Source organism: Pseudomonas xanthosomatis (genome assembly GCF_019139835.1).
Taxonomy (GTDB): Bacteria; Pseudomonadota; Gammaproteobacteria; order Pseudomonadales; family Pseudomonadaceae; genus Aquipseudomonas; species Aquipseudomonas fakonensis.
In genome coordinates this window covers 117153-137079 of the sequence record NZ_CP077075.1, presented here as the reverse complement: position 1 = coordinate 137079, position 19927 = coordinate 117153, and the positions used below count along the sequence as shown (strand labels likewise).

Sequence of the window (19927 nt, the reverse complement as noted above, 5' to 3'; positions counted from 1 at the left end):
TCGGCCCCGTCAGTCGGCAGTGCCGAAGTCATAGTGCAGGTCGTTGTCGCGCCCGCTGATGCGCACGCTGGCCAGCGGCTTGCCCTCGAGCATGCGGGTCAGGAACTCGCGGCTCATGTCTGGCAGCAGGCCGTTGGTGAGAATGGCGTCGATCATGCGGCCACCGCTTTCGGTCTCGCTGCAACGCGAGACGATCACATCCACCACGCCGTCGTCGTAGGCAAAACCGACTTTGTGGGTGCCCTCCACGCGCTTGCGAATGCGCTCCAGCTGCAGGCGGGTGATGGCCTTGAGCATGGCGTCGCTGAGCGGGTAGTAGGGGATGGTCACCAGGCGCCCGAGCAGCGCCGGCGGGAAAATCTCCAGCAGCGGCTGGCGCAGCGAGGTGGCCACGGCCTCCGGGTCGGGCAGCGCCTGCGGGTCGCTGCAGGTGCGCGCGATCAGCTCGGTGCCGGCGTTGGTGGTCAGCAGGATCAGGGTGTTACGAAAATCGATCTGGCGGCCTTCGCCATCTTCCATCACGCCCTTGTCGAACACCTGGAAGAAGATCTCGTGCACATCGGGGTGGGCCTTTTCCACCTCGTCCAGCAGCACCACGCTGTACGGCCGGCGGCGCACCGCCTCGGTCAGCACGCCGCCTTCGCCGTAGCCCACGTAGCCGGGCGGGGCGCCCTTGAGGGTGGACACCGTGTGGGCTTCCTGGAACTCGCTCATGTTGATGGTGATCAGGTTCTGCTCACCGCCGTACATGGCCTCGGCCAGGGCCAGCGCGGTTTCGGTCTTGCCTACCCCGGAGGTGCCGGCGAGCATGAACACGCCGATCGGCTTGTTGGGGTTGTCCAGGCCTGCGCGGGAGGTCTGGATGCGCTTGGCGATCATCTTCAGCGCGTGGTCCTGGCCGATGATGCGCTTGGCCAGGTGGCTGTCGAGGTTGAGCACGGTCTCGATCTCGTTGCGCGCCATGCGCCCCACCGGGATACCGGTCCAGTCGGCCACCACCGAGGCCACGGCCTGGTAGTCGACGGTTGGCAGAATCAGCGGGCTCTCGCCTTGCAAGGCGCTCAGGCGTTGCTGCAGGTCGATGAGTTTTTCGCGCAGCTCGTGGCTGCCTTGCACCTCGACTTCACGGTCCACCACGCCCACCTGTTCGCGCAGTTGTGCGCGGGTCGCCAGCAGCTCGTCCACCAAGGCTTTCTCTTCGGCCCAGCGGCTTTCCAGCTGGGCCAGGCGCTCGCGTTCCTCGCCCAGCAGGGTTTCGGCCTGTGCCTGGCGCTGCTTGGTGTCCACACCAATGGCCGCTTCGCGGGCGATGATTTGCAGCTCCACCTCCAGCGCCTCGATGCGCCGGCGGCTGTCGTCCACCTCGGCCGGCACCGCGTGCAGGCTGATGGCCACGCGGGCGCAGGCGGTGTCCAGCAGGCTCACCGACTTGTCCGGCAGCTGGCGCGCCGGAATGTACCGGTGCGACAGCTTCACCGCCGCTTCCAGCGCTTCGTCGAGGATCTGCACCTGGTGGTGCTTTTCCATGGTCGAGGCCACGCCGCGCATCATCAACAGGGCTTTCGGCTCGCTCGGCTCGTCCACCTGCACCACCTGGAAGCGGCGGGTCAGGGCCGGGTCTTTCTCGATGTGCTTCTTGTATTCGGCCCAGGTGGTGGCCGCCACGGTGCGCAGGCTGCCGCGGGCCAGGGCCGGCTTGAGCAGGTTGGCGGCGTCACCGGTGCCGGCTGCGCCACCGGCGCCGACCAGGGTGTGGGCTTCGTCGATGAACAGGATGATCGGCTTGGGCGAGGCCTGTACGTCCTCGATCACCTGGCGCAGGCGCTGTTCGAACTCGCCCTTCATGCTGGCGCCGGCCTGCAGCAGGCCGACGTCCAGGCTGCGCAGCTCGACATCCTTGAGTGCCGGCGGCACGTCACCGGCGACGATGCGCAGGGCAAAGCCTTCGACCACCGCGGTTTTGCCCACACCGGCCTCGCCGGTGAGGATCGGGTTGTTCTGCCGGCGGCGCATGAGGATGTCCACCAGTTGGCGGATCTCTTCGTCACGGCCGACGATGGGGTCGAGCTTGCCGCTGCGGGCCTGTTCGGTGAGGTCGACGGTAAAGCGCTTGAGCGCCTCCTGCTTGCCCATGGCCGCTGGCGCTACGGCGCCACTGGCCTCGCCGGGCACGCCGGCGCTGAAGCCGTCGCTGGCGGCCAGGTTGTTTTCGGGCGAGTCGCCCACGTACTCGTCGAAGCGCTCGGTCAGGGTTTCGGCCTTGAGCTTGGCGAACTCGCTGGACAGCCCCAGCAGCGCATTGCGCAGGCTTGGGGTCTTGAGGATGCCCACCAGCAGGTAGCCGGTGCGCACCTGGCTTTCGCCGAACAGCAGGCTGCCGTACACCCAGCCGCGCTCCACCGACTCCTCCACCTGCGAAGACAGGTCGGTGATCGAGGTCGAGCCACGCGGCAGGCGGTCCAGGGCGTCGGTCAGGTCGCGGGCCAGGCGCGCCGGCTCCACGTTGAACTGGCGGATGATGCGGTGCAGGTCGCTGTCTTGCAGCTGCAGCAACTGGTGCAGCCAGTGCGCCAGCTCCACGTAGGGGTTGCCGCGCAGCTTGCAGAACACGGTGGCGGCCTCGATGGCCTTGTAGGCGACGCTGTTGAGCTTGCCGAACAGCGCGGCGCGGCTGATTTCACCCATGGTCCTGGCTCCTTGTGTGGGGGGCGGCGACCGGCTGCTCGGCGTAGTACCGGGCAAGCTTCAGGTCGTTTGCATCGTGCGACGGGCGGCCGACCCAGGTATCGAACCCCAGGCGTTGGCCGGCATTGAGTTGCAGCGCCGGCACTTCGGCCTGCGCGAGGATGAGGTTGAGGTCCCAGTCCAGCTCCTGGCCCAGGTACTCGGCGACCCAGGCCGCCAGCTCGACGAACGCCTGGCCGCCGGGCAGCAGGGCGTGGTACTGGTCGAGGCTGAGCGGGCCCAGGCACAGGCGGAACTTGTGCTGGCGGTCCCATACATAGCGGCCCAGGCACAAATCGACGCCAACCCGGTTGGCGCGCACGCCCAGCTGGCTGCGCTCGGGCAGCTCAAGCCACTGGCCGACGTACTCTTCGAGCTTTACCGGCACGCCGAAGTAACCGGCCAAAATGCTGCACAGCCCGTCCGGGTAGCGGGTTTGCGCGGCCAGGTGGCCGGACCAGTGCAGCTTGGCGGTGTCGGCCAGCGGCCCCTGCTGTTGCAGCTCCGGCTGGCCACGGCCGCTCAGCGCCGCCAGGCGCGCGGCCCAGTAGTCATCGCCCGGGCGGTCGTGGCTGACCGTTGGCCGGGCCTCGGCCCAGGCGCGGTAGAACAGGCTCAGCAACCGGTGGTGGAACACATCGAGAAAGCGCTTGCTGGTGGGGTCGGCGTGATTGCGCTGGCGCTCGCGCATGTACTCGGTCAGGTGCAGCGGCAGCGGGCCGTTGGGCCCGCCCAGGCCGAAGAAAAACTGCTCCAGGCGCGCCGGGCCTTCCTCGCTTGCCGACACCGAGGCCAGGGTGGCCGGGGCAAAGCCGCAGTCCAGGCGCTGGCCCAGGCGCACCGGCTCGTCGCTCAGGCGCAGCGAGTGGCCGAAGCGCGGCAGCTCGGGGTTTTCTGCCTCAAGGCGGCGCAGTGCCTGGAAGAAGTCGTACTCCCAGGGCTCGGCCTGCATGGCCTGTAAGGTACTCACAGGGTTGGCCTGCGCCCGGGCTTGGCTTTGAAGCGCATGATCTCGCCCCGTTCACTGGTGCGCAGCACGGTTTCGGTGAAGCTGTTGATCGACACGTAGCGGGTCAAGAAGCGCTCGAACACCGCCCCCAGCAGAAACACCCCGGTGCCGCGGAAGGCGTTCTCGTCGAAGGTCAGGGTGATCTCCAGGCCCCGGCCAAAGACAATCGGCCCGGGCATCGGCAAACGCCGGGTGCAAGGCTTGCTGCTGACTTCGCGCAGGCCGTCGATCTGCAGCTGCAGGGCGCTGTCGTGCGGGTCGCCGTACAGGCGCAGCAACTCGCGCAGGGCCGCTGCGCCCTGGCCTTGTTCGGCCAGCGACAGGTAGTTCAGCGACAGCTGGCTGATCAGGCGCCAAGCACGGTTGTCGTGGGCGTGGCTGGCCTTGGGCCGGCTGGGGCCGGCCAGGCAGCGCACGGCGGCCACCGGGGCGCTGTCGGCCAGGCTGAAGTCGCTGCGCCCGTCGCCCACGTTCATGAACAGCGGCAGGTCGCGGTTGCTGCACAGGGCGCTGATGCCCAGCTGGCGCAGGTCGTGGCGGTACGGCGCCTGCTGGCCATCGACCAGGCTGACGAAGGTCTCGCTGCCCATGTAGCTGGAGCGCGTGCCGTTGCGCCGCTGCTCGCTGGACAGCACCCGCGGCTCGCGGCGCACGATGTAATAGGCCTGGTCGCGGCCATAGCGCGACGGGTCACGCACGGCGTAGAACGGCAGAAACGGCTGGTCCGGCCCGGTGCCGTGGCCGGTCACCTGTTGCAGCGAGTGGATCTCGAAATCGGTGGGCCGGGTGCGGTCGGCGATCACATGGTGCTCGTTGACCCGGTCTGTGAGGTGAATGCGGTCGACCCGGCGCGGGAATAGGTTGATCGCCGGGGTGCAGAACGGCACCAGCTGGCTGGCGCCGACGCTGCTTTCCAGCGCCTGGTCGAAGCGCTCGAACAGCACCAGAATTTCCAGCTCCTGGCCGTCGCAGCGCTTGACCGCACGTTCCAGCCCGGCGAAGTCGACGAACAGAAAACGCTGCGGCAGGGCGAAGTATTCCTGCATCAGGCGGTAGCCCTGGAACGCCTGGGGCACCACCGGCAGCGCGGCTTCGGCGTCGTCGAAGCCGCAAGGCTGCAGGGCCTCTTCCACCGGAATGCGTTCGACCCAGTCGGCGCCAGGTTGGCGCACGAACACCGCGCAGGCGGCGCCCAGCAGTTGCTCGTACAGGCGGAACGGGGTTTCGTCGGCGCCGTTCAGGTACAGCGGCAGGTGCGTCAACGGCAGGCTGCTGAACGGAATTTCGGCGCCGCTGCGCAGGGTCAGGCGCAGGCCGGCGCGGGCCTTGGGCTCGCTGGCGGCCAGGCGGCCGAGCACGGCGCCGGGGTTGCCGAAGTATTCGGCGCGGGCCACCTGCAGTGGCCACAGGGTTACATCCTGGGTGCTGCGAAACTCGCACGGGGTTTGCGAGTTGCGGCCCAGGTTGGCGCGCAGCACGCTGGCGCGCGGCAGCTGGAAACCTGCCGCCAACGAGCCTTCGTCGGGGTCGGTCTGCAGCTGTACCACGGTCATCGACGGGGTTGGCGCCAGGTAGTGCGGGTAGGCGATTTCCAGGAGGTTGTGGGTGAAGGTCGGGTACTCGGCGTCGAGTTTGAGCTGCACCCGAGCAGTCAGGTAGGCAAAGCCTTCGAGCAGGCGCTCCACATACGGGTCGGCGCACTCGATGCCCGACAGCGTCAGGCGCCCGGCGATCTTCGGGTATTCCTTGGCAAATTCCGCAGCACCCTCGCGGATGTGCTGCAGCTCCTGGTTGTACAGCTCGAGCAGGCGCGGGTTCATGCACGCCTCCGGCGCTCGGCGGGGGCCACGCGCACATGGCCGGACTCAAGGTCGACGTCGGTCTGTAGCAGCAGCGGCAGTGCCGCCGGCTGCGCCCACAGGTCGCCTTCGATCTCGAAGCTCAGGGCGTTGGCGTTCATCTCGCCAGGCGCTGCCTGGGCGCGCACCTTGAGGGTGTGGGCGAGAATGCGTGGTTCGTAGGTGGCGATGGCCTGGTGGATGATGCGCTCCAGGGCCGTGAGGTCGATGTTCGAGGCGCTGTTGCCGGCCAATGCCGGCAGGCCGTAGTTGACCACCGAGGCACCTGCGTGGGTGTTCAGGGTGGCGGCGCTGTCCAGCAATGATGTGGTGTTCAGCAGCCAGGCCAGGTCGCGCAGCACCGAGGCCTTGAGTTGCTGCAGGCTGAGCACGCGCTTGTCGGGGGCTTCCTGCGGGTTGCCCGGGTCGTCGTCGGTGAGGCGATCGAGCAGCGAGGGCTGCAGGCGGTCGCGGGTGGCGATTTCGGCTACCACTTCAGGAAGTCTCTCGTCAGGTCGCTGGACCTGTGGGAGCGGGCTTGCCCGCGAACACCGGCATAGCCGGTGCCATCCACCGTGTTGCCTGCTTCGCGGGCAAGCCCGCTCTCACAGGAACCGCAGTTGGCCAGGGATATCCCACAGATGTTGGCCAGGTCAGATCTTGACGTTGGAGCGGATGTTCCAGCCGTACTTGACCGGGCCGCCTTCCTTGCTGCCGTCGGCTTTCTGCGGCTGGTAGTCGACGGTGACCTTGGCGAAGTTCAGGGTCACGTTTTCGGTCAGGCGGTCGTCGCTGCCCGAACCGCCGGTGCTCAGCGAGCTGATCAGCACCTCTTCGAGGTTGAGGATCAGGTATTCCACCTGGCTTTCACCACCGGCCTTGCGCACGGTCAGCTTGACCTTGTCGATGTGCTTGCCGCTGGAGCAGTGGGCCATCAGGTTGGGGCTGGACTTGTCGATGTACTTGGTGATCGACAGGTCCTGGATGTTGACCTTGCCCGAACCGCCGCCGCTGCCCATGTGCATGTTGCCGGACTGGGACATGCCCCAGCTCCAGTTCAGCACGTCGATTTCGTCCTTGTGGGCCTTGTCCTGGGACTCGCCCTTGATGTCGCCGATCTTGATGAAAATATCTACAGCCATGATGTCCTCGGGATTCCATGTCGGTTGACGGTACGGGGGCGGCTACGCCGCCCATCGCGGGCAAGCCCGCTCCCACAGGGAACGGGCTTGCCCGGGGTATCTCAGGCCCCTTTGGCCGAAGGCAGCTTCGACACCAGGCGCAGCGACACGGTCAGCCCTTCGAGCTGATAGTGCGGGCGCAGGTAGAAGCGCGAGTTGTAGTAACCCGGGTTGCCTTCGACGTCCTCGACCACCACTTCGGCGGCCGCCAGCGGGTGCTGGGCCTTGGTGGTCTCGGTGGAGTGCGCCGGGTCGCCGTCGACGTAGTTGAGGATCCAGTCCTGCAGCCAGCGCTGCATCTCGTCCTTTTCCTTGAACGAGCCGATCTTGTCGCGAACGATGCACTTCAGGTAATGGGCGAAGCGGCAGGTGGCGAACAGGTACGGAAGGCGCGCAGCCAGGTTGGCGTTGGCGGTGGCGTCCGGGTCGTCGTATTCGGCCGGCTTCTGCAACGACTGGGCGCCGATGAAGGCGGCAAAGTCGGTGTTCTTCTTGTGCAGCAGGGGCATGAAGCCGTTCTTCGCCAGCTCCGCCTCGCGGCGGTCGGAAATGGCGATCTCGGTCGGGCACTTCATGTCCACGCCGCCGTCGTCGGTGGGGAAGGTGTGGGCCGGCAGGCCCTGCACTTCGCCGCCCGACTCCACGCCGCGGATGCGCGAGCACCAGCCGTAGTACTTGAACGAACGGTTGATGTTCACCGCCATGGCGTAGGCAGCGTTGGCCCAGGTGTACTTGCTGCTGTCGGCGCCGTCGGTGTCTTCTTCGAAGGCGAAGGCTTCCACCGGGTCGGTCTTGGCGCCATAGGGCAGGCGGGCCAAGAAGCGCGGCATGGTCAGGCCGATGTAGCGCGAGTCTTCCGACTCACGCAGCGAACGCCAGCCGGCGTATTCCGGGGTGGTGAAGATCTTGGTCAGGTCGCGCGGGTTGGACAGCTCCTGCCACGAACCCATGCCCATCACCGTCGGCGACGCGGCGCTGATGAACGGCGCGTGCATCGAGGCGCAAACCTTGGACATCTCGCCCAGCAGTTCCACGTCGGGCGGCGACTGGTCGAAGTAGTAGTCGCCCACCAGGCAGCCGTAAGGCTCGCCGCCGAACTGGCCGTATTCTTCTTCGTAGAGCTTCTTGAACACCGGGCTCTGGTCCCAGGCGGTGCCCTTGAACTTCTTCAGGGTGCGGTGCAGGTCGTTCTTCGAGATGTTGAGCACGCGGATTTTCAGCTGCTCGTCGCTCTCGGTGTTGTTGACCAGGTAGTGCAGGCCACGCCAGGCGCTTTCCAGCTGCTGGAAGTCGTCGTGGTGGATGATCTGGTTCACCTGCGCGGTGAGCTTCTGGTCGATGGCGGCGATGATCTGCTCGATCGAGCCGATGGCATCGTTGGACACCAGGTTGGTCTGCGCCAGGGCCTGCTCGGCGAGGGTGCGCACGGCGCTCTCGACGGCTTCCTTGGCGCGTTCGGTCTTGGGCTTGAACTCCTGCAGCAGCAGGTTTGCGAACTCGCTTGGGTCCTGGGTGGCCGTTTGCTGGGCCTGGGTTTCGCGCAATGGGTCGTTCATGGGCTGGCTCCTCAGGCGCTCGGCTCGGAATCGGCGGGTTTCGGGGCGCTGGCCAGGGCCTGCAGCAGGGCCGGGTCCTTGATGGCCTTGAGGATGATGTCCTCGGCGCCGGTCTTGCCGTCCATGTAGGTCAGCAGGTTGGCCAGCTGGGTGCGGGCCTCGAGCAGCTGGTTCAGGGCATCGACCTTGCGCGCCACGGCGGCCGGGCTGAAGTCGTCCATGCTCTCGAAGGTGATGTCCAGGCTCAGGTTGCCTTCACCGGTCAGCTCGTTGGGCACGTTGAACGCCACCCGTGGCTTCATGGCTTTGAGGCGCGAGTCGAAGTTGTCAACGTCGATTTCCAGGAACTTGCGGTCGGCCACCGCCGGCAGCGGCTCGGCCGGCTTGCCGGCGAGGTCCGACAGCACGCCCATGACGAACGGCAGCTGGACCTTCTTCTCGGCGCCGTACAGTTCGACGTCGTACTCGATCTGCACGCGCGGCGCGCGGTTGCGCGCGATGAATTTCTGGGAGCTGTCTTTCGCCACGTTGTTCCTCCTGGGCGCCGCTGCGGCGGCTCTGTTCGTTGCGGGCGTTCGGTTTTATGCGGCCTTGGGCGTTCAGTAGTCGCCGTCGGGGCCGCGCAGGTTCTCGAATTGCGACATGCCATCGGGGATCAGGTCGCGCACGATGGTCGCGAAATCGGCGTTGACCAGGTTTTTCGCCCGGCGCAGCAGCACCGGCAGCGGGCTCGAAGGCTCGTGGCGGGCGTAGTACTGCAGCAGGCGTTCGAGGCTTTGCAGCACGTCCTCGCGGCTGTTCACTTCGCCTGGGCGTGCGGTCGGGCGCGGCGCTGCGGCGGCGGCGGGGGCTTGCGCGCTATCGTGGTTGGCGCTGTCGGCCGTCGCCTGCTCATCGCTGCCCAGTGGCGCTGCACCCTCCGGGCTGTAGTCGGCCAGCACCTGCTGCACCTGGCGCAGCGGCTGGCGCAGGGCCGAAAGGTCGATGCCGCTGGCCGAACCGACCTGGTCGTTGACCCGGTGCTCGATGGCGTCCAGGGCCTCGCGGGCCACTTGCAGGGCTTGCAGGCACTGCTGCAGTTGCTCGGGGTCGGCGTCGCGCAGGGCGGCGGCGAGTTCTTCGGCGCTCAGCTGCTCGCTGGCAAAGTGCTGCACGCCAGCGGCATGCAGGGCGGCGCGCAGGCTCACCGGGCCGAAGGCGCGCGAACGCACCAGCACGGCGTCGCGCAGCAGGGCGATGTTGGTGTCGCAGACAAGGCCGGCCAGGGCGTTGACCCGCACCGTGGGGTCGTTGTCGTCGGCGGCGTCCAGTTGCGGGTGCAGGTACAGCCAGTACTCACCCAGCAGGTCGCGGATCAGCTCGAGGCTCGCCGCCAGGCCCGGCAGGCCGTGCAGGGCCAGGTTCGACTGCACCAGAAAGTGGGTGATGCGCAAATCCTTGCTGCGTTGCAGCAGGCCGGTGCAAGCCTGTTCGATATCGCGCCACTGGGGTGGCTCGGCCGGTTGCACGGCATCGCCCATCACGCGCTCGGGGCGGCCCTGGGCATCACGCTCCAGTTGCAGAAAATCGGCGTCGTATTCGAGGTCTTCGCCGCAGGGGAAGTCGGCGGAAACAGCGGCGAGCAACTGCGGCGAGTTCACCAGAATTCGATCTCCATATCGGCCCGTGGTGGGGCAGTTGGTGGCGCTAAGTTGCTTTTGTGAACAAGCGCACAAACTTGTCAAAGAATGCGAAGTTGATATCAAGGTGATATCACTATGGCACTCTGAAGTTGCGCATTTATGGTTTATTTGTAAACAAGTGTCAAGGTAAGCTACGCGCCGCGAGTGAGGGCTGTGAACTACTTGGCAGCCTGCGTTGTCCATGCGTCGGGTGCCATCAAAGTGCCTCGATTCTAGGATTAAATACGCCCTCCCAAACACCCTTTTCCGGTGTAATCCCCAATGTTTGCTGGGGTTGCTGCCGTTGGGCGGGGCGGGCTCGCAAAACCATTCAAATGAATGGGTGCGTGTTTTACATATATGCATGGAGGCATGATGGCACTTTGCCTAACTATCACCAGTTACCACAAGATCACGCCCGGGCAATGCCCGGAGAAGTTGCTGGAAACCGGTGCCATCACTGTTGGCCGTGCCGCGGATAATGACTGGGTACTTCCCGACCCAGAGCGCCTGGTGTCGTCGAAACATTGTGTGATCCAGTTCAAAGATGGGCGTTACTACCTAACCGATAACAGTACCAACGGTGTGGAATTGCTCAATGCCGGTATTCGCCTGCGCCGGGGTAACAGCGAGCCGTTGATGGACGGCGAAGTTATCCGTATTGGCGAGTATGAAATCCAGGCGCGCATCGACGCCGGCCACGCCATCACCACCGGCGCCCAGCCCGATGGCAACAGCTTCGAAGCGCTGATGGCCAACCAGGTGGCTGCACCGGCCATCCCCGCTGCACCCATTTCCGGCGCGCCGGCGGCCTTTTTGCAAGGGGCGTCGAGCCACGACACGCTGCCCGATCTGTTCGATTTTCTCGGCCCGGCCAGCGTGCCGCCAGCCAGCCAGCCGGACCACGTGCCGGCCCAGCAGCATGATTTTCGCCCGCCCACCCCGGTGGCGCCGCCAGCACCCGTGGCGCCGCCTGCCGCGCCGGGCGTGATCCCGGCGGACTGGGACCTGCTCGACAGCACGCCGGCGCCCGCACCGATTGCGCCGCCAGTGCCAATGCCCGAGCCGGTGCGCGCCGCCGAACCTGTTGCCGCCCCTGCGCCGATTCCAGCCCCTGCACCCGCTCCGGCGGCCAGCAGCGATGCCCTGCTGCAAGCCTTCCTGCGCGGCGCCGGTATCGATCACCTGCGTATCGACGCCCAGGACGCCGCCGCGCAGATGGAGTCCATCGGCCGCAGCTACCGGCTGATGGTCGAGGGGCTGATCGACGTGTTGCGCGCGCGCAGCAGCCTGAAGGGCGAGTTCCGCATGCAGCAAACCAGCATCGCCCCGGTACAGAACAACCCGCTCAAGTTTGCCCCCAATGCCGAAGAGGCGCTGCTGTTGCTGCTGCGCCCCGGCAACCAGGCGTTCATGCCCCCCGATCAGGCGCTGCGCGACAGTTTCGACGACCTGCGCGCCCACCAGCTGGCGGTGATGGCCGGCGTGGAGGCGGCCATCAAGCACCTGCTGACGCGCTTCGAACCGGCCCGCCTGGAGCAGCGCCTGGCCCCGGCCGCGGGGCTGGCCAAGCTGTTCGGCGGTTCGCGCCAGGCCCATTGCTGGCAGCAGTTCACCGAGCTTTACGGGCAGATTTCCCGCGAGGCCGAAGACGACTTCCAGGACCTGTTCGGCCGCGAATTCAGCCGTGCCTACGAGGCCCACGGCAGCCGCCTGCAACGCAACTGAAGCCCTGCCTACAGGAAGAACACGACACGTCATGAGGACGAGGATGAACGCAACACGACTGATCGCCGCCCTGGCCCTGGTGCTGCTTGGCGCCTGCAGCAAGGACGCGCCGGTCGAGCCCGCCGCCGACCCTGCCAGCGGCATCACCCTGTATTTCAGCGCCGCCGCCGGCCTGAACCCTGGCGCCACCGGCACCCCGGCGCCGGTGCGGGTGCGCCTGTACGAGCTGAAAAACAGCGCAGCCTTTGCCCGCGCCGATTATTTCGCCCTGGCCGAACGGGCCCAGGCCACCCTGGGCGCCGACTTGATCGACCAGGACGAAGTGCTGCTGCAGCCCGGTGAACAACTGCGCCTGGAGCGCCCGCTGAACCCGGCCACCCGCCAGCTCGGCCTGGTGGTCGGCTACCGCGAGATCGACCAGGCCCAGTGGCGCAGCGTGCTGCCGGTGCCGCCCCGTGATTATCAGATCAGCCTCGATGTGCGTGCCGTGCGCAGCGCCGTGGCCACCCCACAACCTGAGCCTGCCCGCTAGGCAATCGGAGTCCCCATGTCCTGGAACAATCGCGTGGTCTGGTCGGAAGGCATGTTCATCACGACCCAGCACTTCCAGCAGCACGACCGCTACCTGGAAAACTTCGTCGACGCCCGCAGCCGCCCGCTCAGCGCCGCCGCCTGGGGCTTTTCCGAGCTGCTCATCGACCAGGGCCTGCTGGCCCAGGGCAAGCTGTCGATCCTCAGCGCCCGCGGCCTTTTGCCTGACGGCACGCCGTTCGACATCCCCCGTGACGACCTGCCGCCGGCGCCGCTGGAGGTGCCGGACGAGCTGCGCGACGGGGTGATCTACCTGGGCTTGGCGCTCAAGCGTGCCGGTGCCCGCGATACCGTCGACGACGGCGAGGCCGCCGATGGTGCGCGCTATGTCAGCCGTATCAGCGAAGTGCGCGACGACAACGCCCCGTTCGAAAACCGCGCACCGCTGGCCCTGGGCAGCCGCGCCCTGCGCCTGCTGCGCGCCGAGGACGGCCTGAGCGATTACGCCGCGTTAGGTGTGGTGCGCATTCGCGAAAAGCGTGCCGACCGCGCCCTGGTGCTGGACGAGCGCTATATTCCGCCGCTGCTGGACGTAACGGCCAATACCCAGCTGTCGGGGTTCCGTGGCGAGCTGCTGGGCCTGTTGCACCAGCGTGGCGAGGCCCTGGCCGGGCGCGTGGTGGCTTCGGCCAACGGCGGCGCCTCGGAGATTGCCGATTTCATGCTGCTGCAACTGGTCAACCGCGCCCAGCCGCTGGTGGAGCACCTCAACCAGCTGACCCCGCTGCACCCCGAGCGGCTGTACAGCGAGCTGGTGGCCCTGGCCGGCGAGTTCGCCACCTTCACCCGTGATGGCCGGCGCCCGGAAGGCTACCCTGTGTACCAGCACGACGACCTGGCCGCCACCTTCACCCCGGTGATGGCGGCGCTGCGCGAGGCGTTGTCGATGCTGATCGACAGCAAGGCGGTGGCCATCCCGCTGGTGGAGAAAGCCTACGGCATCCACGTCGGCATGCTCGCCGACCGCAGCCTGCTGGACAGCGCCAGCTTTATCCTGGTGGTGCGCGCCGACGTGCCCAGCGAAACCCTGCGCGCGCGCTTTGGCCAGCAGAGCAAGATCGGTTCGGTGGAGCACATTCGCGACCTGGTCAACCTGCAACTGCCCGGCATCGGCTTGCTGCCGCTGCCGGTGGCACCACGGCAGATCCCGTTCCATGCAGGCTCCACCTACTTCGAGCTGGACCGCGGCAGCGAGCACTGGAAGCAGCTGCAGCAGTCGGGCGGCTTTGCCTTCTACATGGCCGGCGAGTTCCCCGGGTTGAACCTGGCCTTCTGGGCGATTCGGGGGTAAGCCGTGGAGTTCGTTGCACTACTCGACCCAGCCGGGACCCTGTGGGAGCGGGCTTGCCCGCGATTACCGGCGCAGCCGGTGCCATACACCGAGTCGCCTGCTTCGCGGGCAAGCCCGCTCCCACAGGGTTCTCTGACCCCTGATGCCACTGCACTTCCACGGACCGGAGACTAAGCCGCGATGCATTCGGATGACCGCACCCAGTTCATGCCGCGCCCCGGTGGCCGTGGCCCGCAGCCGGCCGCCGCGCAGCCGCAGGCGGCGCCTGCGCCGCTGAACGTCCCCGCCGAACCCCTGGCCCCCGGCCAGGCGGTCGGCCTGAACCCCCTGGAGCAAGCCGCCGGCCCCCTGCTGGCGCTGCTCACCCGCCTGCGCAACACCATCGCCCACCCGGCGCCGGCCAGCCTGCGCGCGCAACTGCTGGCCTACCTGCGCCAGTTCGAGGAACGCGCCGAAGCCGGCGGCGTGCCGCGCAACGAGGTGTTGCTGGCCCGCTACGCACTGTGCACCGCCCTCGACGAAGCGGTGCTCAGCACCCCCTGGGGCAGCGCCAGCGACTGGGGCAAGCAAAGCCTGTTGATCACCGTGCACAACGAGGCCTGGGGCGGCGAAAAAGTGTTCCAGCTGATGGAGCACTGCCTGCAAAGCCCACGTGAGCGCATCAACCTGCTGGAGCTCTTGTACCTGTGCACCAGCCTGGGTTTCGAAGGCCGCTACCGGGTAATGAACGGTGGCCGCGCCCAGCTCGAAGCCTTGCGCGAACGCACTGCGGCGGCCATTCGCAGTGCCCGTGGCGATGTGGAACGTGAGCTGTCGCCGCACTGGCGCGGCGTGACCGTGGCCCGCGACCGCCTGGCGCAGTTCGTGCCGCCGTGGGTTGGCCTGGCCATCGCCCTGGCGCTGCTGTTGCTGGTGCTGTTCGGCCTGCGCCTGAAGCTGGCCTCGGACGCGGAGCCGGTGTTCCGCGGCATCCACGCCCTGGGCGAAATCCCGGTGCAGGCCATGGACCGCCCGGTGGTGCAGCCAAAACCTGTCGAACGCCCGCGCCTGGCAGGCTTTTTGGCCGACGAAATCAAGGCCGGGCGGGTTGCCGTGGAAGATGCGGTGGACCGTTCGGTGGTGACCATCCGTGGCGACGAGCTGTTCGCCAGCGGCAGCGCCAGCATCAAGGGCGATTTCGAGCCGCTGATGCTGCGAATTGCCGAGGCGGTGGGCAAGGTCAAGGGCAACGTCAAGATCACCGGCCACAGCGACAACCAACGCATCGCCACCATTCGCTTCCCGTCCAACTGGGCGTTGTCCCAGGCCCGTGCCGAAGAGGTGCGCGACATCCTCGCCGCCCGCACCGGGCAGGCGCAGCGCTTCACCGCGCAAGGGCTGAGCGACACCGAGCCGCTGGCGTCCAACGACAGCGCCCAGGGCCGGGCGAAGAATCGCCGGGTTGAAATCACCGTTCTAGCGGAGGGCGTCGAGTGAAGGCGTTTTTCAGTTTTGTCATTCGCTGGGTGATCCCGGTACTGGGCCTGCTGGCCCTGAGCCTGATCATCTGGTTCGTCGGCCCGCTGCTGGACGCGCTGGTGCCGGCCACCCCACGGGTGGTGCTGATCGTGTTGCTGTTCGCGGTGTGGGTCAGCTATCGCGTGTGGCGGGTGATCCAGGCCCGCCGCCAGGCCGCCAAGGTGATGGAGAGCCTGGCTGCCGAAACCGCGCCCGACCCTGCCAGCGTGGCCACCGCCGAAGAGCTCGCCACCCTGCGCCAGCGCATGGACGAAGCCCTGGTGCTGCTGAAAAAGGCGCGCCTGGGCGGTGACGAGCGGCGCAACCTGTACGAGCTGCCGTGGTACGTGATCATCGGCCCGCCCGGCTCGGGCAAGACCACCGCGCTGGTGAATTCCGGCCTGCACTTCCCGCTGGCCGCGCAACTGGGCGAGGGCGCCATCCGTGGCGTGGGCGGCACGCGCAACTGCGACTGGTGGTTCACCGACCAGGCCGTGCTGCTGGACACCGCCGGGCGCTACACCACCCAGGACAGCCACGCGCAAGTGGACAAGGCCGCCTGGCTGGGCTTTCTCGACCTGCTCAAGAGCCAGCGCTCGCGCCGGCCCATTGATGGCGCGTTCATCGCCATCAGCCTGTCCGACCTGCTGCTGGGCAGCGACGCCGAGCGTGCCGCCCATGCCGCGGCCATTCGCACGCGTATCCAGGAGCTGTACAGCCAGCTGGGAGTGCGCTTCCCGATCTACCTGATGCTGACCAAGCTCGACCTGGTGCCGGGCTTCATGGAGTTTTTCGACAACCTGGGCAAGGAAGAGCGCGCCCAGGTGTGGGGCATGACCTTCGCCCTGGACGACGGCCAGCACGGCGACGGCCCGCTGGCGCAGTTCAGCAATGAGTTCGGCCTGCTCGAACAGCGCCTGAACCAGCGCTTGGTCGAACGCCTGCAACAAGAGCGCGACCCGGCGCGGCGCGATTTGGTGTACGGCTTCGTGCAGCAGTTCGCGGCCCTGCGCGGCAACCTGAAAAGCTTCCTCGACGGCGTGTTCAAGCCCAACGCCTTCGAAGAGCGCGCCCTGCTGCGCGGGGTGTACCTGACCAGCGGCACCCAGGAAGGCAGCCCCATCGACCGCCTGATCGGCAGCATGGCCCAGAGCATGGGCCTGGACCGCGCGCACCTGGCGCGGCAGAACGGCACCGGGCGCAGCTACTTCATCGAGAAGCTGTTCAGCGCCGTGGCCTTCGCCGAGCGCGGTTTGGTGGGCAGCAACCCGAAAGTCGAGCAGCGGCGCAAGTGGCTGGCCCGTGGCGCCCTGGCCCTGAGCGTGGCCCTGGTGCTGGTGGTCGGCAGCCTGTGGGCGGTGAGCTACCGCGCCAACCAGCAGTACATCGCCGAGGTGGACAGCCGCCTCAAGCCGGTGGGCAAGAGCGTGCAGGAGCTGAGCCCGGCGCAGCGCAACGTGCTCGAGGTGCTGCCGCTGCTCAACGCCGTGCGCCGCCTGGCCGACGACCCGCCCGGCTGGGCCGAGGGCCTGGGCCTGTACCAGGGCGACATGCTCGAAGGCGAATCGCAAAGCGTGTACCGCAAGCTGCTGATCGCCATCTTCGCCCCGCGCCTGGTCACCCGCATCGAGGAGCAGCTGTACGCCGGCGGCCCCTCCGACTACCTGTACGAGGGCCTCAAGGCCTACCTGATGCTGGCCGACGGCGAGCACTACGACCCCGAGTTCATCAAAGCCTGGGTCACCCTGGACTGGGAACGCAGCCTGCCCCGCGACCTGGCCCCGGACATGCGCCAGGCCCTGGAGCAGCACCTGGCGGCGCTGTTCGACAAGCGCCCGCCCAACGCCCGCCTGGACCAGCGCCTGATCGACGACACCCGCCGCCAGCTGCAGCAACTGCCGGTGGCGCAGCGCGTGTACGACCGGGTCAAACGCCAGAAGCTGCCCGCCGGCGTGAGCGATTTTCGCGTCAGCGATGCCGCCGGGCGCGATGCTGCGCTGGTGTTCCGCTTCAAGAGCGGCAAGCCGTTGAGCGAGCCGCTGCCGGGCATCTTCAGCGTCGAGGGCTATCGCAAGGCATTCCTGGCTGCCAGCCTTGCGCAGGCCACCACCCTGGCCGAAGAGCGCTGGGTGTTGGGCCGCGAGCCGGGCGAGGCGGGGGATGCCAAACGCCTGGCGGATGACGTGCTGCAGCTGTATTACCAGGACTACATCCGCCACTGGGATGCCCTGCTGGCTGACCTGGACTTTGTGCCCATCACCAGCGTCGGCCAGGCCGCCGATGTGCTGCGGGTGCTGTCCGGGCCGACTTCGCCGATGAAAAAACTGCTGCAGGCGGTGGCCCATGAAACCGACCTGTCCCAGCCCACCACCCTCGACAAGGTCAAGGACAAGGCCGAGCAGGCCGGCGTCGACCAGTTGCGCCAGCGTTTGGGCGGCCTGCTGGGCGATACGCCACTGGCCAGCGACAACCCCGCTGCGCGCCAGCTGGACCCGGTAACCGAGCACTTCGCCGAAGTGGCTGCGCTGGTTGCAACCGGCGAAGGCCAGCCCGCGGCCATCGACGGCTTGCTCACCGACCTGAACACGCTGTACGTGCAGGTGAGCGCCATGGTCGGGGCCAGTGGCGATGCGCTGCTGGGCGAGGCCAAGAACCAGGCCCAGGCCGCCGCGCAGCGGGTGGCCCTGGGTGCGGCGCGCCAGCCCAAGGTGGTGCAGAACCTGGTCAGCTCGGTGCTGGGCTCGACCCACAACATCGTCATGGGCGGGGTGCGCAGCCAGCTCAACGCCGCCTGGACCAGCGAGGTGGTCAACGTCTACCGCCAGTCCCTGAGCGGCCGCTACCCGTTGGTGGCCGGCAGCTCGCGGGACGCCACCCTCGAAGACTTCGGCCAGTTCTTTGGCGTTGGCGGGGTGATGGACAACTACTTCCGCAAGTACCTGCAACCCTACGTCAACACCTCCAGCAGCCCCTGGAGCTGGCAGCCGGGGGCTGCGCAAAAGCTCGGCATCAACAGCAACGTGCTGGCCACCTTCCAGCGTGCGGCGAGCATCCGCGATGCGTTCTTCCGCAACACCAGCGGCCTGCAACCGGGGGTGCGCTTCGAGCTCAAGCCGGTGGCGATGGACGCCAGCATCACCCAGTTCCTGCTCGACCTCGACGGCCAGCAGGTCAGCTACGACCACGGCCCGAGCCGCCCGGTGGCGCTGCAGTGGCCCAACCCCAACAGCATCGGCGTGGTGCGCCTGTCGGTAACCCCGCCTCTGGCCAGCGGCCGTTCCGGGCTGACCGTGGAAGGGCCGTGGGCGTGGTTCCGCCTGCTCGACCAGTCGGACCTGGTGGCCGGCAACTCGCCCGAACGCTTCAACCTGCGCCTGCGCGTCGATGGCGCCAGCGTGTCTTACGAGCTGCGTGCCAGCAGCGCCTTCAACCCGTTCCGCAGCCGAGTGGTCAGCGGTTTCAGCCTGCCGGAGCGCCTGTGAACGAGCTTGGCTTCTACGGAAAACTGGCCTGCCGTGGCGACTTCGTCAGCCGTGGCCTGCCGCAGACGTTCATCCAGCCCTGGGACCAGTGGCTGGCGGCGGGGCTTCAAGCCAGCCAGCAGGGCCTGGGGGAGCGTTGGCTCGAGGCGTATCTGGTCAGTCCGTTGTGGCGCTTTGCGTTGGCGCCGGGTGTGTGTGGGCCGGACGCCGTGGTGGGCGTGCTGATGCCGAGCATCGACCGGGTGGGGCGGTATTTCCCGTTGACCGTGGCCCAGGTGTTGGGGGCGGGGGAGTCGTTGGCCAGTGTCGTGGCGGGTGGGGATGAGTGGTTTGAGGGCGTCGAGCAGGTGTTGTTGGCGACGCTTGAGCCGGATGCTGCCTTCGAGAGCTTTGAGGCTGCTTTGCAGCCTTTTCGCGGCGCGAGGCCGCTCCTACAGGGGCCGCGTAACACCTTTGGCGGCTTGCAGCGGCTGGACGCGACTTCGCCTGAGGGGCGAGCGCTGGCGTTGGCCGAGTGCGCCTGCGAGGGCATGAGCTTGTGGTGGGGCCGGGGTTCGGAACGCATTGCCCCGGGGCTGATGCGCTGCGCGGGCTTGCCGCGCAGTGCGGATTTCGCCGGGTTTTTATTGGGTAGCGAGGCTGCGATCGGATGACCGGCATGCAATACAGCGCCGCCAGCTACAGCCATGTCGGCATGGTGCGCAAGATCAACGAAGACGCCTGCCTGGACCTGACCTGGGCCGGCCTGTGGGCGGTGGCCGACGGTATGGGCGGGCATGCCGCCGGCGACTACGTGGCAAGCCTTGCCGTGGACAGCCTGCGCAGCCTGCCGATGCTCGACTCGCTGAAAGAATTCGCCGACGAGGTGCGTGATGGCCTGGCCTGGGTCAACCGCACCGTGCGTGAAGAAACCGCCCGCCGCGGCGTGGCGATGATGGGCAGCACCGTGGTGGTGCTGGCTGCGCGCGGCGAGCTGGCCATCGGCCTGTGGGCCGGCGACAGCCGCCTGTACCGCCTGCGCGATGGCTGCATCGAGCGCCTGTCCCACGACCACAGCTACGTGCAGGAGCTGCAGGACAGCGGCCTGCTCAGCGAAGCCGAGGCGCGGGTGCACCCGCGCGGCAACATCGTCACCCGCGCCCTGGGCGTGGAGGAGCATTTCGAATTGCAGTCGGTGGCTTTGCAGGTGCAGCCCGGCGACACCTACCTGCTGTGCAGCGACGGCCTGAACAAGACCGCCGAAGACCATGAAATCGCCGATGTGCTCGGCCACGCCGACCCCTACCAGGTGGTGCGCAGCCTGGTGCACCTGGGCCTGACCCGCGGCGCGCCCGACAACATCACAGCCGTGGTGGTGAAGGCCAACTGA

General features: G+C 67.4%; 15 protein-coding genes. 7 read left to right on the top strand and 8 right to left on the bottom strand.

The window, feature by feature from the left end:
• Positions 1-9: 9 nt before the first annotated feature.
• From tssH to tssA, 8 genes are all read right to left on the bottom strand, one after another.
• A complete protein-coding gene (gene tssH, locus KSS93_RS00590; protein WP_217886733.1) occupies positions 10-2685 on the bottom strand; it encodes a type VI secretion system ATPase TssH in 2676 nt (891 codons plus the stop codon).
• A complete protein-coding gene (gene tssG / locus KSS93_RS00585) occupies positions 2678-3676 on the bottom strand; it encodes a type VI secretion system baseplate subunit TssG (protein ID WP_217888655.1) in 999 nt (332 codons plus the stop codon). Before tssG ends, tssH begins: the two co-directional genes overlap by 8 nt.
• A 14-nt stretch (positions 3677-3690) precedes the next feature.
• Positions 3691-5553, bottom strand: a complete 1863-nt coding sequence (tssF, locus tag KSS93_RS00580) for a type VI secretion system baseplate subunit TssF (RefSeq protein ID WP_217886732.1) — start codon at positions 5551-5553, stop codon at positions 3691-3693.
• A complete protein-coding gene (gene tssE, locus KSS93_RS00575; RefSeq protein WP_217841328.1) occupies positions 5550-6065 on the bottom strand; it encodes a type VI secretion system baseplate subunit TssE in 516 nt (171 codons plus the stop codon). The genes tssF and tssE overlap by 4 nt, the downstream gene beginning before the upstream one ends.
• 159 nt (positions 6066-6224) lie before the next feature.
• Positions 6225-6713 (bottom strand): Hcp family type VI secretion system effector, encoded by a 489-nt coding sequence (locus KSS93_RS00570; protein ID WP_217841329.1) that lies wholly within the window; start codon positions 6711-6713, stop codon positions 6225-6227.
• Between the two features lie 101 nt (positions 6714-6814).
• A complete protein-coding gene (tssC, locus tag KSS93_RS00565; RefSeq protein ID WP_217841330.1) occupies positions 6815-8308 on the bottom strand; it encodes a type VI secretion system contractile sheath large subunit in 1494 nt (497 codons plus the stop codon).
• Positions 8309-8319: 11 nt separating this feature from the next.
• Positions 8320-8835 (bottom strand): type VI secretion system contractile sheath small subunit, encoded by a 516-nt coding sequence (tssB, locus tag KSS93_RS00560; RefSeq protein ID WP_217841331.1) that lies wholly within the window; start codon positions 8833-8835, stop codon positions 8320-8322.
• A gap of 72 nt (positions 8836-8907) precedes the next feature.
• Positions 8908-9948 carry a type VI secretion system protein TssA gene (gene tssA / locus KSS93_RS00555; protein ID WP_217886731.1) on the bottom strand — a complete coding sequence of 347 codons (1041 nt, stop codon included), beginning with the start codon at positions 9946-9948 and terminating at the stop codon, positions 8908-8910.
• A 396-nt stretch (positions 9949-10344) separates the two neighbouring features.
• Here tssA and tagH point away from each other — a divergent pair, with 396 nt between their 5' ends.
• The 7 genes from tagH to KSS93_RS00520 all read left to right on the top strand — a co-directional run bounded on the left by tagH (position 10345) and on the right by KSS93_RS00520 (position 19927).
• Positions 10345-11697 carry a type VI secretion system-associated FHA domain protein TagH gene (gene tagH / locus KSS93_RS00550; RefSeq protein ID WP_217886730.1) on the top strand — a complete coding sequence of 451 codons (1353 nt, stop codon included), beginning with the start codon at positions 10345-10347 and terminating at the stop codon, positions 11695-11697.
• A 43-nt stretch (positions 11698-11740) separates the two neighbouring features.
• Complete coding sequence (tssJ, locus tag KSS93_RS00545; protein ID WP_217886729.1) at positions 11741-12229, top strand: type VI secretion system lipoprotein TssJ; 489 nt, start codon at positions 11741-11743, stop codon at positions 12227-12229.
• Between the two features lie 15 nt (positions 12230-12244).
• Entirely contained in the window at positions 12245-13579 is a 1335-nt protein-coding gene (tssK, locus tag KSS93_RS00540; RefSeq protein ID WP_217886728.1) for a type VI secretion system baseplate subunit TssK, read from the top strand.
• A 180-nt stretch (positions 13580-13759) separates the two neighbouring features.
• Complete coding sequence (locus KSS93_RS00535) at positions 13760-15055, top strand: DotU family type VI secretion system protein (RefSeq protein WP_217886727.1); 1296 nt, start codon at positions 13760-13762, stop codon at positions 15053-15055.
• Positions 15052-18558 (top strand): type VI secretion system membrane subunit TssM, encoded by a 3507-nt coding sequence (gene tssM, locus KSS93_RS00530; RefSeq protein ID WP_217886726.1) that lies wholly within the window; start codon positions 15052-15054, stop codon positions 18556-18558. The genes KSS93_RS00535 and tssM overlap by 4 nt, the downstream gene beginning before the upstream one ends.
• Positions 18555-19211 carry a type VI secretion system-associated protein TagF gene (gene tagF, locus KSS93_RS00525; protein WP_217886725.1) on the top strand — a complete coding sequence of 219 codons (657 nt, stop codon included), beginning with the start codon at positions 18555-18557 and terminating at the stop codon, positions 19209-19211. Before tssM ends, tagF begins: the two co-directional genes overlap by 4 nt.
• On the top strand, positions 19208-19927 hold the full coding sequence (locus KSS93_RS00520) for a PP2C family protein-serine/threonine phosphatase (RefSeq protein ID WP_217886724.1): 720 nt from the start codon (positions 19208-19210) through the stop codon (positions 19925-19927). The genes tagF and KSS93_RS00520 overlap by 4 nt, the downstream gene beginning before the upstream one ends.